This is a genomic window from Ruegeria sp. CE8 (assembly GCF_056537465.1).
Genome location: NZ_JBQFRP010000001.1, coordinates 365,168 through 380,817, shown reverse-complemented (window position 1 = coordinate 380,817; position 15,650 = coordinate 365,168). Strand labels below are relative to the sequence as shown.

At 59.6% G+C, this 15,650-nt stretch carries 15 protein-coding genes; 6 read left to right on the top strand and 9 right to left on the bottom strand.

Annotation, left to right across the window (positions count from 1 at the left end; translation table 11 throughout):
- Window positions 1-9: 9 nt before the first annotated feature.
- From mgtE to ACR0AA_RS01940, 3 genes are all read right to left on the bottom strand, one after another.
- On the bottom strand, window positions 10-1,422 hold the full coding sequence (gene mgtE, locus ACR0AA_RS01950; protein WP_480660587.1) for a magnesium transporter: 1,413 nt from the start codon (window positions 1,420-1,422) through the stop codon (window positions 10-12).
- A 97-nt stretch (window positions 1,423-1,519) separates the two neighbouring features.
- Window positions 1,520-1,978, bottom strand: a complete 459-nt coding sequence (locus ACR0AA_RS01945) for a DNA polymerase III subunit chi (RefSeq protein WP_480755335.1) — start codon at window positions 1,976-1,978, stop codon at window positions 1,520-1,522.
- Between the two features lie 4 nt (window positions 1,979-1,982).
- On the bottom strand, window positions 1,983-3,449 hold the full coding sequence (locus ACR0AA_RS01940; RefSeq protein ID WP_480660591.1) for a leucyl aminopeptidase: 1,467 nt from the start codon (window positions 3,447-3,449) through the stop codon (window positions 1,983-1,985).
- A 240-nt stretch (window positions 3,450-3,689) separates the two neighbouring features.
- Between ACR0AA_RS01940 and lptG the strand changes: the two genes are divergently transcribed.
- The 5 genes from lptG (at window position 3,690) to rsmA (ending at window position 10,085) form a co-directional block, all read left to right on the top strand.
- Window positions 3,690-4,790: an LPS export ABC transporter permease LptG gene (gene lptG / locus ACR0AA_RS01935; protein ID WP_480755334.1), complete on the top strand. Its 1,101-nt coding sequence runs from the start codon at window positions 3,690-3,692 to the stop codon at window positions 4,788-4,790.
- On the top strand, window positions 4,790-6,952 hold the full coding sequence (locus tag ACR0AA_RS01930; RefSeq protein WP_480755333.1) for an LPS-assembly protein LptD: 2,163 nt from the start codon (window positions 4,790-4,792) through the stop codon (window positions 6,950-6,952). The genes lptG and ACR0AA_RS01930 overlap by 1 nt, the downstream gene beginning before the upstream one ends.
- A complete protein-coding gene (locus ACR0AA_RS01925; protein WP_480755332.1) occupies window positions 6,943-8,196 on the top strand; it encodes a peptidylprolyl isomerase in 1,254 nt (417 codons plus the stop codon). Before ACR0AA_RS01930 ends, ACR0AA_RS01925 begins: the two co-directional genes overlap by 10 nt.
- Window positions 8,193-9,158: a 4-hydroxythreonine-4-phosphate dehydrogenase PdxA gene (gene pdxA / locus ACR0AA_RS01920; protein WP_480755331.1), complete on the top strand. Its 966-nt coding sequence runs from the start codon at window positions 8,193-8,195 to the stop codon at window positions 9,156-9,158. The genes ACR0AA_RS01925 and pdxA overlap by 4 nt, the downstream gene beginning before the upstream one ends.
- Before the next feature lie 84 nt (window positions 9,159-9,242).
- A complete protein-coding gene (rsmA, locus tag ACR0AA_RS01915; RefSeq protein WP_480755330.1) occupies window positions 9,243-10,085 on the top strand; it encodes a 16S rRNA (adenine(1518)-N(6)/adenine(1519)-N(6))-dimethyltransferase RsmA in 843 nt (280 codons plus the stop codon).
- A gap of 92 nt (window positions 10,086-10,177) precedes the next feature.
- On the opposite strand, the gene ACR0AA_RS01910 is transcribed toward rsmA, so the two are convergent.
- The 3 genes from ACR0AA_RS01910 to prfA form a co-directional block, all read right to left on the bottom strand.
- Window positions 10,178-10,768: a DUF4167 domain-containing protein gene (locus tag ACR0AA_RS01910; RefSeq protein ID WP_480755329.1), complete on the bottom strand. Its 591-nt coding sequence runs from the start codon at window positions 10,766-10,768 to the stop codon at window positions 10,178-10,180.
- 239 nt (window positions 10,769-11,007) lie between these two features.
- On the bottom strand, window positions 11,008-11,853 hold the full coding sequence (gene prmC, locus ACR0AA_RS01905; RefSeq protein ID WP_480660604.1) for a peptide chain release factor N(5)-glutamine methyltransferase: 846 nt from the start codon (window positions 11,851-11,853) through the stop codon (window positions 11,008-11,010).
- Window positions 11,850-12,905 carry a peptide chain release factor 1 gene (gene prfA, locus ACR0AA_RS01900; RefSeq protein WP_480755328.1) on the bottom strand — a complete coding sequence of 352 codons (1,056 nt, stop codon included), beginning with the start codon at window positions 12,903-12,905 and terminating at the stop codon, window positions 11,850-11,852. Before prfA ends, prmC begins: the two co-directional genes overlap by 4 nt.
- Window positions 12,906-12,968: 63 nt before the next feature.
- Here prfA and ACR0AA_RS01895 point away from each other — a divergent pair, with 63 nt between their 5' ends.
- Window positions 12,969-13,256, top strand: coding sequence for a hypothetical protein (locus ACR0AA_RS01895; protein WP_480755327.1), 288 nt, complete (start codon window positions 12,969-12,971; stop codon window positions 13,254-13,256).
- On the opposite strand, the gene ACR0AA_RS01890 is transcribed toward ACR0AA_RS01895, so the two are convergent.
- From ACR0AA_RS01890 to speB (ACR0AA_RS01880), 3 genes are all read right to left on the bottom strand, one after another.
- The gene (locus ACR0AA_RS01890) at window positions 13,197-13,604 is read right to left on the bottom strand and encodes a DUF1499 domain-containing protein (RefSeq protein ID WP_480755326.1); all 408 of its coding nucleotides are present in this window, start codon (window positions 13,602-13,604) and stop codon (window positions 13,197-13,199) included. The two genes, ACR0AA_RS01895 and ACR0AA_RS01890, sit on opposite strands and share 60 nt — an antisense overlap.
- Before the next feature lie 67 nt (window positions 13,605-13,671).
- Window positions 13,672-14,619 (bottom strand): agmatinase, encoded by a 948-nt coding sequence (gene speB / locus ACR0AA_RS01885; protein WP_480660611.1) that lies wholly within the window; start codon window positions 14,617-14,619, stop codon window positions 13,672-13,674.
- 62 nt (window positions 14,620-14,681) lie between these two features.
- A complete protein-coding gene (speB, locus tag ACR0AA_RS01880) occupies window positions 14,682-15,650 on the bottom strand; it encodes an agmatinase (protein WP_480660613.1) in 969 nt (322 codons plus the stop codon).

Here is a 15,650-nt window from a genome sequence, read left to right as displayed (position 1 = left end):
CGCAGGACGTCAATTCAAGTAAATCACGCTGGCGACTGCAAAAAAGGTCAGCACTCCAAAAACATCGTTCGAAGTCGTAATGAATATCCCCGTCGCCGCCGCGGGGTCTTGTTTGAGCGCACGCAATAGAAACGGCACCATCGCCCCGACCGAGGCCGCAATGATGGTGACAATCGCGAGCGCGACGATCGAGGTCAGCACAAGCAACATGGGCCGGTCTATGGATATGAACAAGTTACCCAGCAGAACCAGAATACCCACAACAGAACCCACGATCAGCCCATTCAGCAAGGCACCATAAAGCTCTCGCACGAAGCGGGCTGTCAGATCACCGCGCCACTCGACGCCAGAGGTAAGTACCTGCACCGACACTGTTGAAGCCTGAATTCCGGCGTTACCTGCCGTCGCCAGAACCACAGGGATAAAGCTGGCAAGGATTGCGGATTCGGCCAGGGCGTCTTCGTAGGACACGATAGCTACGGCCGCGATGGAACTGCCGATCAACCCGCCCAGCAACCAAGGTAACCGGCGCTTGAGAATTTGCAGAGGCGTATCGAACTGGGTCGTGTCCGGAGAAACGCCGCCCATCTTGAGCATGTCTTCCTCGACCTCTTCCCGCGCGATTTCGGACAGTTCGGGCGGAGCGATTCCGCCCAGAAATCGCCCGTCTGCATCTACCACTGCGATGACAGAGGCGTCGCGTGCATCAGCCAGACGCAGAACCTCTTCCTGATCGGTTGCACCGTCCACTGTGACCGGATCGCGCCTGACGATATCAGCGATCTGCGTGTCTTCAGGGTTCAACAACAGGTCCCGCATACGCATATATCCGACCAGGCGCATATCGGGCTCGACAACGAACATCATGTCCAGCCTGTCGATGTCGTCTGCGACGTCCCGCAGGTGCGAGACCACGTCGCCGATCGTCCAAACCACCGGAATGGTCAGCACGCCGTGCCGCATGTGCGCTGCAGCACTGTCGTCGTGCACCGCAAGCGCCTTGCGCAGCTTGGCCGCGTCTTTACGGTCCGCGATCAGGTCCTCGTGCGTTTCCGGGGGCAGCGTTTCCAGCAGTTCGATGGCATCGTCTCGCGAGACTTTGGAAACGATCTTGCGGAACTTTTTGCGAGTCGCGGCCTCGTAAAGGACCGACCGCAGTTCCGGGTCCAGCTCGACCAGAACCGGCAGGCTGACGTCATCCGGCAACCATTCGAACAGGCGCCGCGCCCGTTTGGTGCGCATCTTGAGCAGGCATTTTAAAACGTCCGCCGATTGCCACCCTTTGAGAATGGACAGAACGGCAAGGCGCTTGTCCGACGCGATCAGGGCTTCGAGGGATTGAACAACTGCCGCGTTGTTCCGCTTTGCCTCGGGCGTCTTTGAACTGTCCCAGTTCATCTCGCTGGGGCGTACCTGGTCCATCTGGCACCTCATTCCGGTCGGCTGATCCCCTAACTGCGCCACGTGACCTTAGTGTGAAACAAAGCGGATCGAAAACAGTTTGCCGGGTGTAAAACCCTCAGGACTCGGCCTTCTTTTCCCAATGCCCAGATTCTTCGGACCAGTACTGGGCCGAGCAGCCCGCGCCGGTCAGCGCCTTCCATTGCCCGCGCGCATGTTGGACGGCCTCGACATCGTTGCCGTCAAAGAGGATGCATACGCGGTCGAGTTTTTCGACCTCGTCGGGATCAACCGGCGCGCCATCCACCGCCATAACACAGGTTGGTTCGTTGGCGGCCTGCACCTCGGTCGTCAACAGGATTGGCTGCGCTGCGTCATGCGGCCCTCCTGCCCGGCCATGAGGCAGGAACCCTTCCTCGGGCCCCAGCCACAGTTTTTCATCCAGCCAATCCATCCGCGCGGGGTCGGTCCCCCGCACGGCAATCTTCCACCCGGCCTGCCTTGCCTTATCCAGCAGCACCGGCAAGGTGTGCTCAAGCGGTTGGCGGGTCAGGTGGTAGAAATAGACAGCTCCCATCAGCTTACTCGAAGTTGTCCTGCACAAAGCGGCTGAGCGCGCGCACGCCCCAACCCGTTGCACCTTTGGGTGCGTAGGAAGTCTCAGACGAGACCGAAGCCACACCTGCGATGTCCAGGTGAATCCACGGCGTTTCCTCTTTGACAAAACGCTGCAGGAACTGCGCGGCGGTGATCGAGCCTGCCGGACGCCCGCCGACGTTCTTCATGTCGGCGATGCGCGATTTCAGTTGCTTGTCATAGGCCTCGCCCAGAGGCATCCGCCATGCGCCTTCATCCTCGGCACCCGCCGCCTTAAGGAAGGCATTACAGAACGTGTCGTTGTTCGAGAAGACACCCGCATTCTCGTGACCAAGTCCGATGATGATCGCGCCGGTCAGGGTGGCCAAGTCGACCATGCCGACCGGTTTGAACCGCTCCTGCGCGTACCACATCACGTCGCACAGCACCAAACGGCCTTCGGCGTCGGTGTTGATGATCTCGACCGTGTCGCCCTTCATGGATTTGACAACATCGCCCGGACGCGTGGCGTTGCCGGATGGCATGTTCTCGACCAGGCCAACTAGACCGACAACATTGGCCTTGGCCTTGCGCTTGGCCAGCGCGCGCATGGTGCCCGCAACGACGCCCGCGCCGCCCATGTCCATGGTCATGTCTTCCATGCCGCCTGCTGGCTTCAGCGAGATACCACCGGTGTCGAACACGACGCCCTTCCCGACCAGAGCCAGCGGCGCGTCATCCTTGTCGCCGCCATTCCACTGCATCACCACAACCTTCGAGGGGCTGACCGACCCCTGCCCGACGCTCAGCAGCGTGCGCATGCCCAACTCGGCCAGCTTGTCCTCTTCCAGAACTTCGACCTCAAGACCCAGCTCTTTCATTTCGGCCAGGCGGTCGGCGAATTCGGTGGTGGTCAGCACGTTGGCGGGTTCGTTGGTCAGATCGCGCGTCATACGCACACCGTCAGCAACGGCGTAGAGCGGCGCGAACGCAGCCTCGACCTCATCGGCCTTCTGGTGGCTGATCATGACCGAACCGGCTTCATCCGATTCCTTGGTTTTGTGCGCATCAAAGTCATAGCTGCGCAGCGCGATGCCCATGGCCAGATCTTCGGTTTTGGCTTGATTGCCAGCCATCACTAGCAAGTCCTTGCTACCCGCCAATTTGGCCAGCGCGGCGCCTGCCTTGCGCGCCTCGGCCGGATCAGGGCGACGTGGCAGAACCAGAACGTCCAGCGCCTCGGCCGCCATGCCGCCCGGCCACGCTATCGAGATCACGTCACCGGTTTTCACCTTTTCGAACCGCTCGCTTTCGACCAGCCGTGCAACGGCGCCGCGCGTCAGCCGGTTCGCACGGCGCGCTGCGGGGCTCATCTTGCCGTCGGACGGAATGATGATCGCCACACGCCCTTCGGCCTGCGCCATCGCATCCATGTCTGGGGCCTGAAAACGGATCGGTACAAGACTGCTCATTGCAAACTCCTCAAAATCAGTTTCCCAAGACCTAGCCCGCGCCGCGCGGCTTGACCAGATAGCAGTTTTCCCCGGCTGGCATTTGCATTACAGTCCCCGAAAAAATCCGACAGGCTCGGGGGAGAACGTTGTGGCAAGACAGGGCAGGCATAGGCCGTCGCGCAGTGATACCTGCAGCGGTGATTCCGGTCTGTTTCCGGCACACACTCCCTTGTGCTTCTGCTTGGCGAGGGTTCCTTCGTGATCCTTGACCGTTACTTCGCCCGCCGTTTCATTCAAAGCTTTCTGGTTATTGGCGTCATCTTTCTGACGCTGATGATTCTGATCGACCTGATCGAACAGGTGCGCCGCTTTGACGACGCCAATCTGTCATTTGGGCAATTGCTGCAACTGACCCTGCTGAACACACCCGCTGCAATCAGTGAAATGTTGCCCCTGCTGGTCATCCTGTCCACGATTGCACTGTTCATCGGGCTGGCGCGCAGCTCGGAACTTGTGGTGACCCGCGCCACCGGGCGGTCGGGCATTCGTGCCCTTCTGGCCCCGGTGATCATTGCGTTTGTCATCGGTGCCATGGCTGTGGGACTGTTGAACCCCATCGCAGCGGCCACCTCGGAAGAATACAAGCGGCTCGCCGAAGCCTACAAAAACGACGGCGGATCGGCGTTTTCGATCAGCGCTGAAGGCCTGTGGCTGAGGCAGGGGTCTGCCAATGGTCAATCGGTAATTCATGCGCGGGACACCTCAAACGGGGATACGTTCACCCTCAACCAGGTGACGATCATTACCTTCGCGCCGGACGGTACGCCGACCCAGCAGATCGTGGCCGATCAGGCCGACCTGGAGGCCGGGAAATGGGTTCTGACCAATGCAAAAATCTGGTCGCTGGAGAATGGGGTGAACCCCGAGACTCACGCTGCGAAACATGCGCAGCTTGAATTTCCCACCTCGCTCACACGGCAGCGCATTCTGGATAGATTGGGCGAACAGGATTCCGTTTCAGTCTACGATCTGCCGGAACTGATCCGCGACCTGCGCGAGGCTGGCTTCTCGACCAAACAATACGAAGTTTGGCTACAGGTTCAGTTGGCCCGCCCCCTTTTCCTGATGTCGATGGTTCTGATCGGCGCGGCCTTTACTATGCGGCACGTGCGATTTGGCGGCACCGGGATCGCAGTTCTGACGGCCGTCCTGTTGGGCTTTGCCATCTACTTCATTCGCAACTTTGCCCAAATTCTAGGGGAAAACGGTCAATTGCCTATCTTAGTCGCGGCCTGGGCTCCGCCCTTCGCAGCCATCCTTCTGTCTCTCGGCCTTTTGCTGCATGCGGAGGACGGCTAATGCGGCTTGTTGCCAGCTTGTTGCTGTCCGGCGCTGTTGCACTGACGACGCCAGCCGGCGTCTCGGCCCAGACGCAGCCGACAGCCGATCCCGCGCAAAGTTCCGCGCAAGAGGATCAACCGGCGCTTTTGGTGGCCGACAGGATCTTTATCACTCCGGAACGAAACCTGGTGGCCGAGGGGAATGTCGAAGCGTTTCAGGGCGACGTAAAGGTCACCGCCAAGCGCATCACCTACGACCGGGAAACCGGCAACCTGTCGCTGGAAGGTCCGGTACGCATCGATCAGGCTGGCGAAACCACATTGCTGGCGGATTCCGCCGAGCTGGACGACGGCATCATGAACGGCCTGCTCATTGGCGCGCGCATGGTGTTCGACCAGCAGGTTCAGATCGCCTCGGTGCAAGCCGCGCGCGCTGGTGGTCGCTACACTCAGTTCAGCAAAGTCTCAGCCACGTCGTGCCACGTCTGCGCCAACGGCAAAGCCCCGCTGTGGCAGATTCGCGCCCGCAAGGTCACACATGATCAGTTGGAACGGCAGCTATATTTCGAAGGCGCGCAATTCCGGATTCTGGACTTTCCGATTTTCTACTTCCCTTATTTGCGCCTTCCTGACCCAACACTGGACCGCGCAACGGGCTTTCTGGTTCCGTCTGTCCGGACCACATCGCAGCTCGGTACCGGGCTTCAGGTGCCGTACTTCATCAAGCTGGGAGACCATAAGGACCTGACGCTTACACCCTATGTCTCTTCGAAAACCAGAACGCTGGGCTATCGATATCGTCAGGCGTTCAAACGGGGGCGGATCGAACTCAACGGTGCCTTTACCCGGGATGATCTTCAACCAGACGAGGATCGGGGTTATTTGTTCGCAAACGGTTATTTTAACCTTAACAATGACTTCCGCTTCAAGTTTGACCTAAAAACCACATCGGACAACGCCTATCTCGCCGACTACGGCCTGCCCGACTTCGACCGCCTGCGTAGCGAAGTTGCACTGGAGAGAATCAAGCGCGACACGGCTTTCCGCACCAGCTTTATCCACTACAAAAGTCTGCGAGACAGTGAGAACGAAGAAGAGATTCCTTCGCGGATTTTCGACCTCTACTATCAAAAACGCTATTTCCCGACATCAGTCGGCGGCGAAGTCCGTTTGGGTTTCATCGCCCATACGCACGAACGCACCAGTGATCAGGATGTCGTTGGTCGGGACGTTGCTCGCGCGACTTTTGATACGGAATGGCTGCGCAGCTGGACCTTCGCCTCGGGCCTGCGTGCGGACGCCCAGGTGGGCGCGTCAGTGGACACGTTCAACATACGCGACGACAGCAACTACCCCGATCGCGTAACCCGAGCGACACCGCGTGCCGCGCTGACGCTACGCTATCCGATGTCCAAACGCGAAGAATCCGGCGCGACGCAGATCCTGGAACCGATTGCCCAAGTCGGATGGACGCAAGTGACCGATCAGGACATTCCAAATGACGAAAGCACGTTTCAGGAATTCGACCAGGGCAACCTGCTGTCCTTGTCGCGTTTTCCGGCCCCGGACCGCCGGGAAGACGGGTTCACAGCCGTTTTTGGCCTGAACTGGGCGCGTTATGCCGCAAACGGTTGGCGCGCGCTGGCAACTGTTGGTCAGGTGTTCCGCTCGACCGCGGATCCCAACTTTAACCTTACGTCAGGCCTACAGGGCACAGCCTCAGATATTCTGCTGGCTGGCCAACTTGAGACGGCCAATGGCTGGTCACTGGCTGGCCGTGGCCTGTTGAACGGCGATTTCAGCTTTGCCAAGGCAGAGGTGCGCGCGGGATGGAACAAGGAAAACGCTGGCATCGTAGGTAGTTACGTCTGGCAAGAACCAGACCCGGCGGAAAACATCGACGACGAAATCTCGGAAATCTGGTTGGACGGGCGCTACCGCGTTGACCAGAATTGGCTGACGCAGGCATTGGCGCGCTATGACCTTAGCGAGTCCGAACCTATCCGCTATGGGCTGGGCATCACCTATCAGAACGAGTGTGTGCGGGTTAACATGACCGTCAGCAGGCGATTTACCTCATCATCAAGTATTGAGCCTTCGACAGAATTCGGGTTTACCGTTGCCCTGACAGGTTACTCCATCGAGGGTGGCGGCCAACAGTACAAGAGAAGATGCAGTTGATTTCAGGTTTCTCCCGATTCATCCGTTCCGGTTGGCTAAAACCGGTTGCACCGGCGCTGAGCGCCGCCTTGCTGACTATTGCTGCCACGCAGGCTCAGGCGCAAAGCCTGTTTTCGCCTGCTATCAAAGTCAATCAGGACATCGTCACCTGGTATGAGCTAGAGCAGCGACAGCAGTTTCTGACCGCTTTGGGTGCGCCTGGCTCCACCGAGGAAGAAGTGCGCGAGGCGTTGATCGACCAGCGGCTGCGAAAGCAGGCGATGCGCGAAGCGGGCATTGAGGCGTCACCTGAGGACATTCAGGTCGGGATTGATGAGTTTGCAGCCCGCGGCCGTCTGTCGACGGACGAGTTCCTGCAACTGTTGGCCGATTCCGGGGTGTCTCGCGAAACCGTGCGGGATTTCGTCGCCGATCAGCTGTCATGGCGCGATTTTGTCAGTTCGCGCTTTTTGTCTCAATCCAGACCCAGCGAGGACGAAATCAATCGCGCGATGGGACAGGCGGGCAGCGGTGGCCTGCAGGTGCTGATGTCGGAAATCATCATCCCGGTGACGCCACAGACCGTCGCTCAGGCTGAACTGCTGGCCGAGGAAATCGCTCAGCTGGAAGGCTTCGATTCATTCTCGTCCGCAGCCACGCAATACTCGGCAGCCGGCACCCGAAATGACGGCGGCAGGTTGGAATGGCTGAACCTGACGGACTTGCCCCCGGCCCTGCAACCCGTGATTTTGGGCCTCAACAAAGGCGACATCACCCAGCCATTGTCGTTGCCCAATGCGATTGCCTTGTTCCAACTGCGCGGCCTGCGCGAAACAAGCACTAGCACGCCGCGCTATTCGAAAATCGACTACGCGATCTACAACATGGCAGGTGGGCGCAGCGCCGAAACCCTGGCCCGCGCCGCAGAACTGCGTGAACAGGTTGATACCTGCGACGACCTATACGGCATTGCCAAGGGTCAGCCGCCTGAGGTTCTGCAGCGCGTCGAAGCCAGCCCATCAGAGATTCCGCGCGACGTGGCGTTGGAGCTGTCCAAACTGGATCTCAACGAAGTGTCGACCACGCTGACCGGCAACAACGGCCAAAGCCTGAAGTTTCTTATGCTGTGCACGCGAACGCTGGACCGGGGTGAGGAAACGTCGCGCGTGGACGTTGCCAACGCTCTGACACAACAGCGTCTGCAGGCCTTTGCAGACAGCCTTCTGGAACAGATGCGCGCAGACGCGACGATTATCGAACAATGATCCCGCCCATCGCGCTCAGCTGTGGGGATCCCGCAGGCGTTGGACCCGAGATCGCAGCCAAAGCCTGGTCTGAACTGCGGGCGACCTGTCCGTTCTTCTATATCGGTGACGCGAAACACTTGCCCTCTGGCACGCCTGTGCAACAGATCACAGACCCGTCGCAAGCCCGCGATGTCAGCGCCACCGCCCTGCCCGTTCTGCAATTGGATTTTCCGGCCCCCAACGTTCATGGCCAACCTGATCCTGCGAATGCGCCCAGCGTGATCGACTCGATCGAAGCCGGCGTCTCGCTGGTGCAATCCGGTGCCGCCTCAGCACTCTGCACCGCTCCGATCCACAAAAAGGCACTGATCGACGGTGCCGGATTCGCCTATCCGGGCCACACCGAGTTTCTGGCAGCCTTGGCGGGGCGCAAACGTGTTGTCATGATGCTGGCCAGTGAACAGTTGCGCGTCGTGCCCGCCACGATCCACATTCCGCTGTCGCGGGTTCCGTCTGAGCTGACGCCGGAATTGTTGCGTGAAACCATCTCAATCACAGCCGAAGGCTTGCGCAAACAGTTCGGCATCGCCCATCCCCGCATTGCCGTAGCCGGTCTGAACCCGCATGCGGGCGAAGGCGGAAAAATGGGCCATGAAGAACTGGATTGGATCGCCCCACTGATCGCCGACTTGCCATCTGACACTTATTCGGTGACAGGCCCACATCCGGCGGACACGATGTTCCATGCCGCAGCGCGAACGCGTTACGAGGCGGCAGTTGCGATGTATCACGATCAGGCTCTGATCCCGATCAAGACGCTGGATTTTGACCGAGGTGTGAATGTGACCCTGGGTCTGCCCTTTATCCGGACCTCACCTGACCACGGCACCGCGCTTGATATCGCCGGACAAGGCGTCGCCAACCCCACCAGTCTGATCGAAGCATTGAAACTGGCCCAACGCATGGCACAAAGCACTTGATCCCTCATCTGGCTGTAAATATCCCCTCCGCAGGCAAAAAATCTCTGGCGTTAACCCATCAACACGCGCCACGGTAATCGGAACATGAGTGCAATCGACTCCCTTCCCCCTCTGCGCGAGGTCATCGCGACGCATCAGCTTTCAGCACGCAAATCGCTGGGGCAGAACTTTCTGCTGGACCTGAACCTGACGGCCAAGATCGCCCGGCAGGCAGGCGACCTGACCGAATGCGACGTGCTGGAGATCGGCCCCGGCCCCGGAGGTCTGACCCGCGGCTTGCTATCCGAAGGCGCACGTAAAGTCGTTGCGGTCGAAAAGGATACTCGGTGCATTGCCGCGCTGAACGACATTGCCGCCGCATATCCGGGGCGGCTTGAGGTGATCAACGGGGACGCGCTGGAAATCGACCCATTGGCGCATCTGACACCGCCAATCCGTATTGCCGCCAATCTACCCTATAACGTGGGCACCGAACTTTTGGTTCGCTGGCTGACACCGCCGGAGTGGCCGCCGTTCTGGCAAAGCCTGACCCTGATGTTCCAACGCGAAGTGGCCGAGCGTATCGTCGCCCAACCCGGCAGCAAGGCCTACGGCCGCCTTGCGATACTTGCCCAGTGGCGGGCCGAGGCGCGCATTGCGATGTCCCTGCCCCCCGGAGCGTTCACCCCACCGCCCAAAGTGTCCAGCGCAGTGGTCCACCTGACAGCCCTGCCCGAACCGCGTTACCCTGCGGACGCAGCAACCCTGTCGCGTGTCGTCGCAGCCGCCTTCAATCAACGCCGCAAAATGCTGCGCGCTTCGTTGAAAGGCATTGCACCGGACATCGAAGACCGTCTGCAGGCTGCAGGTATCCAACCTACGGAACGCGCTGAACAGGTTTCGCTTGAGGCCTTCTGCGCATTGGCGAGAAATGTGTCTTCAGCCTGAATCTAGTCAACTTTCAAACGAGCCCAGCAACACATACGCAAAAAACTCCGGTCAATTGACCGGAGTTTTTTCATCCTTCCTTACGGCCCTTATTACTCAGCCGCTTCTGGCGCGTCGCCGTTGCTTGTCGGGGCTTCCTCGGCGGCTTCGGGCGCAGCCTTGGGTTTGCGGGTGCGCGGACGACGGGCCGGCTTTTCCTTTTTCGTCGGGGCTTCCGCAGCCGGTGCGTCATCCTTGCTTTCCGGCGTTTCGACCAGACCGGATTCCGGAGCCGTTGCCTCGGGGGTGAAATCCATCACATCAGGCTGCGGCGCCTCGGCCGGATCGGCCTGACGAGAGGCAGCTTCACGCTCCTGACGCTCGGCGCGTTCGCGATCACGCTCGGCCTGACGCTCGCGGTTCTGGCGCTCCTGTTCTTCGCGGCGCGCTTCCATCTCGCGCTGTGCTTCGCTCAGTAAGCGCAGATAGTGCTCTGCGTGCTGCTGAAAGTTCTCGGCGGCCACACGGTCGTTGGACAGCTGGGCGTCTCGCGCCAGCTGATTGTATTTGTCGATGATCTGCTGGGGCGTGCCGCGCACTTTACCCTCGGGGCCCGAGCTGTCAAAAACCCGGTTTACGACGTTACCCCCAGAGGGACGATTGCGGTTGTTCTTGGCCCGCGAGCGGGATTTGGAAGATCTCATTTACTTTACGTCAGCCTTGTCATTCACTGTCGATCAACCCGCATCCTGCACTGCTCAAACGCTTTAGCTGTGACGCGATGTCGACTTTTTTGGGCTTGGCGTCAGGGGCCCGCTGAACCAGCGTCAACCTCTCTGACTGAACCTGAGTAAACACGTCCTGCGCGTGCAGACAAGGGGTTTGTCCAAAAATTCGCAGGATTTTTACATCAATCGGCGCTTTTCGGCGTCAGAATGCCTACTTACTGCGGCATTTTGGCAAAAACGACACGGTCACGACCATCCAGATCGGGTATGATCTGTGTTGCCGTCAGCCCTGCCGACTCGAACAGTGCCGCAACGCTGCGCCCCTGAGTTGGCCCGATTTCGACGAGCAGACGCCCGCCCGGCATCAGAAAATCCGGTGCGCCGGCAGCAATGTGGCGATAGGCGCCCAACCCGTCCCCCTCGTCCGTCAGCGCCAAACGCGGTTCGTGCTCGCGCACTTCCGGCGACAACTCATCCATTTCAGACAGGGAAATGTAGGGCGGGTTTGAAACGATAAGGTCGTACAGGCCATCTATGTTCTGGAACCAGTCGGATTGCAGGATCTCGAGACGGCTCTGCACCTGATGCTGCACGGCATTGGCGCTGGCCTGCAGGCACGCTGCCTCGCTCAGATCGGCACCAACGCCTGTCGCACTTGAGCGTTCGGCCAGTAGCGTGATCAAGATGCAGCCCGACCCCACGCCCAAATCCAGAACATGATCGAACGGTTCGCTCAGCGCCGCTTCGATCAGCGCTTCGGTCTCGGGGCGCGGGTCCAGCACGTCGCGGCTGACGCGAAACCGACGACCATAGAATTCGCGCTCGCCCAGCAGATGCGACACCGGCACCCGCACGGCGCGAAGCGATATCAACTGGTCGTAGCGTTCAGCGATTTCGGGCGACAATTCCTCAGGTGCGATCAGGGTGACGCGACTGGCCTCGATCCGGGCCGCATGGGCCAGCAAAACCCGCGCATCGCGCGCCGGGTCGTCCACACCGGCGGCACGCAACCGCGCTGTGGCGGCGACCATGGCCTGAGCCGCTGTCAGCGCGGCAATCATAGCGCCATCTCCGCCAACAGCCGGGCCTGATCGTCAGCGGTCAGCGCGTCGATCACTTCGTCCAGATCGCCCTGCATCACCTGATCCAGCCTGTAGAGCGTCAGGTTGATGCGGTGATCCGTCATGCGACCTTGCGGGAAATTGTAGGTCCTGATCCGTTCAGAGCGATCTCCAGAACCGACTTGGCTGGCCCGATCTGCCGAGCGTTCGCTGTCGATCCGCTGGCGCTCCATATCGTACAACCGTGTCTTCAGTACCTGCATCGCGATCTCACGGTTGCGGTGTTGCGATTTTTCGGAACTGGTCACGACAATCCCGGTCGGCAGATGGGTGATCCGCACCGCCGAGTCGGTCGTGTTCACGTGTTGCCCGCCCGCACCGGAACTGCGCATCGTGTCGATGCGGATGTCGTTGGATTCGATCTGAATATCGACATCCTCGGCCTCGGGCAGAACCGCAACTGTGGCCGCCGAGGTGTGAATCCGCCCGCCGCTTTCAGTTTCGGGTACGCGTTGCACCCGATGCACGCCAGATTCGTACTTCATGCGGGCAAAGACATTCTCACCCTTGATATGGGCCACGACCTCTTTGATCCCGCCCAGATCAGAGGCTTGTTCTTCGATGATCTCGAATTGCCATCCATGCGCCTCTGCGTAGCGCTGATACATGCGCAGCAGGTCACCGGCGAACAGCGCGGCCTCATCACCGCCGGTTCCGGGCCGGATTTCCAACATCGCGGGCCGTGCATCCGCCGCGTCCTTGGGCAACAATGCCAGCTGCAACGCATGCTCCGCGTCAGGGATTCGCGCTTGCAGGCTCGGAATTTCCTCTTCGGCCAGTTCCTTCATGTCCGGGTCGGCCAGCATCGACTCGGCCTCGGCCAGATCGGACACCAACTGGCGCCAGGCCATGATCTGATCCACGACCGGCTTGAGGTCGGAGTATTCCTTGGCCAAGGCCGCAATGTCCCCACCCGAGGCACCATCCGCCATGGCCGCTTCGAGGTACTGGAATCGCTGGGTTATCTGTTCAAGTCGTTCTTCGGGGATCATTCGGGCGGTGTCTATCAATCCGGGGCTTTGGTCAAGGCCCGCCGCTGTGCTAAGCTTGTGATCATGAAACGGTTGGCACTTGTTTTAGCACTGTTCACGACGCCGGTTCTGGCCGATGTGGTAGGTCCCGGCGGCAAGGTTCAGGACTGCTATTGCACCGATAAATCAGGTACGCGCGTTGAGTTGGGCGAAATGATCTGTCTGCAGGTCGATGGCCGCATGTTCATGGCGCAATGCCAGATGTCGCTGAACGTTCCGATGTGGCGCGAGGTGCAGGAGGGCTGCATGTCTTCAGGGCTGCAGCAGAGCAAGCCACCCGTCGACGCGGGTGCGGTTCACGCCAAAATCTGATCTGCCAAACCTCAGGCGTCCATATATACGCAAGGTGTCGCCATCCTGCTGAACGGTGGTGTAGTCTGGAAAGCCTATCACTTTTGTGCGGGTGATGTAGGTAATCATCCCCTCATCAACCGATCCCGCCAACACCGAAGTCCGCGCTGTTTCCCGCGCGAAGGCATCCAGCCGCGACAAACCGTCCGGACCCGCTTCGACCACGCGAAATGCGCCGCCTTCGAGGTCGCGATCTCGATCGCCGACCGGCGCAACATGCCATTTCGCCGGGTCGGAGGGCGCAAGCCGGATATAGGCAGCACCCGGCACAACGACACCGACAACAAGCCATAGCGCAATCATCTTCATCCCAATCTTGTCCCTTTCGAAAGATCATATTCCGACCCGTATTGGGGGCAAGATACCAAACTACCCTTTACCGCGACGTCACGCCTGGCAGGATGCATAGCAACTCAAACAACAGGTTGGCCGCCGTAAGCGCCGTATTCCCCGACTGATCGTAGGGCGGAGAGACCTCGACCAGATCACACCCGACCACATTCACACCCGCCAATGCATGGATCAATTGCAGCGCCTGAGGCGTGGTCAACCCTCCGATCTCAGGTGTACCGGTGCCGGGGGCGTAAGCCGGGTCAAGACTGTCGATGTCATAGGTGATATAGACCGGATGATCGCCGATCGTCTTACGGATTTGCGAACCAATTTCGGTCAGGTTCTGTTGCCACAGCTCCCAGGCCGGGAATTGGCGAAAGCCCCAGTCTCGCGCCTCGGTGAAATCGCTGGCGGCGTAACCCGAACCGCGAATTCCGATCTGAAAGGTTTTGTCCGGGACGATCAGCCCTTCTTCATACGCACGGCGGAAGACGGTGCCGTGGGTTTCACGCTCGCCAAACATTTCGTCGTTCACATCCGCATGGGCATCGACATGGACCAGAGCCACGGGTCCGTGCTTGGCCGCGATGGCGCGCAGGATCGGCAGCGTGATCGAGTGGTCTCCGCCCATCGCTACCGGGATAACCGCCTGATCGAGAATGGAATCGTAGCTGTCCCTGATGATCTTCAGGCTTTCGGCCAATGAGAAGGTGTTGATCGCCAGATCACCGATATCCGCAATCTGCAGGCTATCGAACGGAGCTGCGGAATTGGCCATGTTATAAGGCCGGATCATCGCGCTTTCGCTGCGGATCTGTTTCGGCCCGAACCGTGTCCCCGACCGCCAAGAGGTGCCTATATCCATTGGGATACCCAGTACAGCCACGTCCAGCCCGGCCAGCGAATCCGCCTGCGGCAACCGCATGAACGTGTTCGGCCCGGAGAACCGCGCCAGATCATTGCCGCTGATCGGTTGGTTAAAGACTGTCATGCCCGTATTTCTCCCGTCCGGCTTTTGGTTAACCAGATACCGGAAAGATGGCTAACCAAAGGTTAATCCTGCACCAGCTTGTTCCAACCCAGCAGGCAGATGATCTGGGTCGCCACATGCGCGCCTGCAATGGCCGTCGCTCCGGACGTGTCATAGGGTGGAGAAACCTCTACTACGTCCCCGCCTTTGATGTTAATCCCGGCAATGTCGCGCAGGATGATCTGGGTCTGGATCGAAGTCAGACCACCCCAAACCGGTGTGCCGGTGCCGGGGGCAAAGGCCGGGTCCAGCCCGTCGATGTCAAAGCTCAGGTAAACCGGGCTATCGCCTAATATACCTTTGATCTTTTGCGCCACGGCGGCAGGGCCGGATTCGTAGACTTCGCGCGCGTCGATGATGTTGACGCCCAGAGTATCCTCGTTGGTCGTGCGGATACCGACCTGAACCGAGCGTTTCGGGTCTACGATCCCCGATTTCACCGCCTTGTAAAACATCGTCCCGTGATCCACGCGGGACATATCATCATCGGCCCACGTATCGGTATGCGCATCGAATTGCAGCAGTGACATCGGCCCGTATTTCTCGGCATAAGCCTTGAGGATTGGGAAGCTGATATAGTGGTCCCCGCCCAGCGTAACCGAGGATACATCAGCGGCCAGAATAGTGCGGATGTGATCGGTCAACGTATCGGGAAAGGCAGGGATATTGGCATAGTCATAAGCCATGTCTCCATAATCCACGATTGCCAGTTCGCTAAGCGCATCGAAGGGCCAGCCGTAGGGCGCATCGGGCGATTGCAAAGCGCTGGCCTCGCGGATCGCACGGGGGCCAAGTCGGGTGCCGGGTCGGTTCGTCACAGCCTGATCAAAGGGCACACCGGTCACGGCGATGTCTACTCCTTTCAGGTCCTTGGTATAGAGACGGCGCAGGAACGATGTCGCGCCGCCAAAGGTGTTCTCGTAAGACAGCCCTTTGAGGTCAGGGTTGGTAAATGCCTCATCTACCTGATTTTTTGCGTCTTCCAGTGCCAT

Coding starts and splice junctions, on each gene's coding strand:
- mgtE (WP_480660587.1), bottom strand. CDS start 1,422: ATGGACCAGGTACGCCCCAGCGAGATGAACTGGGACAGTTCAAAGACG.
- ACR0AA_RS01945 (WP_480755335.1), bottom strand. CDS start 1,978: ATGGGAGCTGTCTATTTCTACCACCTGACCCGCCAACCGCTTGAGCAC.
- ACR0AA_RS01940 (WP_480660591.1), bottom strand. CDS start 3,449: ATGAGCAGTCTTGTACCGATCCGTTTTCAGGCCCCAGACATGGATGCG.
- ACR0AA_RS01930 (WP_480755333.1), top strand. CDS start 4,790: ATGCGGCTTGTTGCCAGCTTGTTGCTGTCCGGCGCTGTTGCACTGACG.
- ACR0AA_RS01925 (WP_480755332.1), top strand. CDS start 6,943: ATGCAGTTGATTTCAGGTTTCTCCCGATTCATCCGTTCCGGTTGGCTA.
- pdxA (WP_480755331.1), top strand. CDS start 8,193: ATGATCCCGCCCATCGCGCTCAGCTGTGGGGATCCCGCAGGCGTTGGA.
- rsmA (WP_480755330.1), top strand. CDS start 9,243: ATGAGTGCAATCGACTCCCTTCCCCCTCTGCGCGAGGTCATCGCGACG.
- ACR0AA_RS01910 (WP_480755329.1), bottom strand. CDS start 10,768: ATGAGATCTTCCAAATCCCGCTCGCGGGCCAAGAACAACCGCAATCGT.
- prmC (WP_480660604.1), bottom strand. CDS start 11,853: ATGATTGCCGCGCTGACAGCGGCTCAGGCCATGGTCGCCGCCACAGCG.
- prfA (WP_480755328.1), bottom strand. CDS start 12,905: ATGATCCCCGAAGAACGACTTGAACAGATAACCCAGCGATTCCAGTAC.
- ACR0AA_RS01895 (WP_480755327.1), top strand. CDS start 12,969: ATGAAACGGTTGGCACTTGTTTTAGCACTGTTCACGACGCCGGTTCTG.
- ACR0AA_RS01890 (WP_480755326.1), bottom strand. CDS start 13,604: ATGAAGATGATTGCGCTATGGCTTGTTGTCGGTGTCGTTGTGCCGGGT.
- speB (WP_480660611.1), bottom strand. CDS start 14,619: ATGACAGTCTTTAACCAACCGATCAGCGGCAATGATCTGGCGCGGTTC.
- speB (WP_480660613.1), bottom strand. CDS start 15,650: ATGGCACTGGAAGACGCAAAAAATCAGGTAGATGAGGCATTTACCAAC.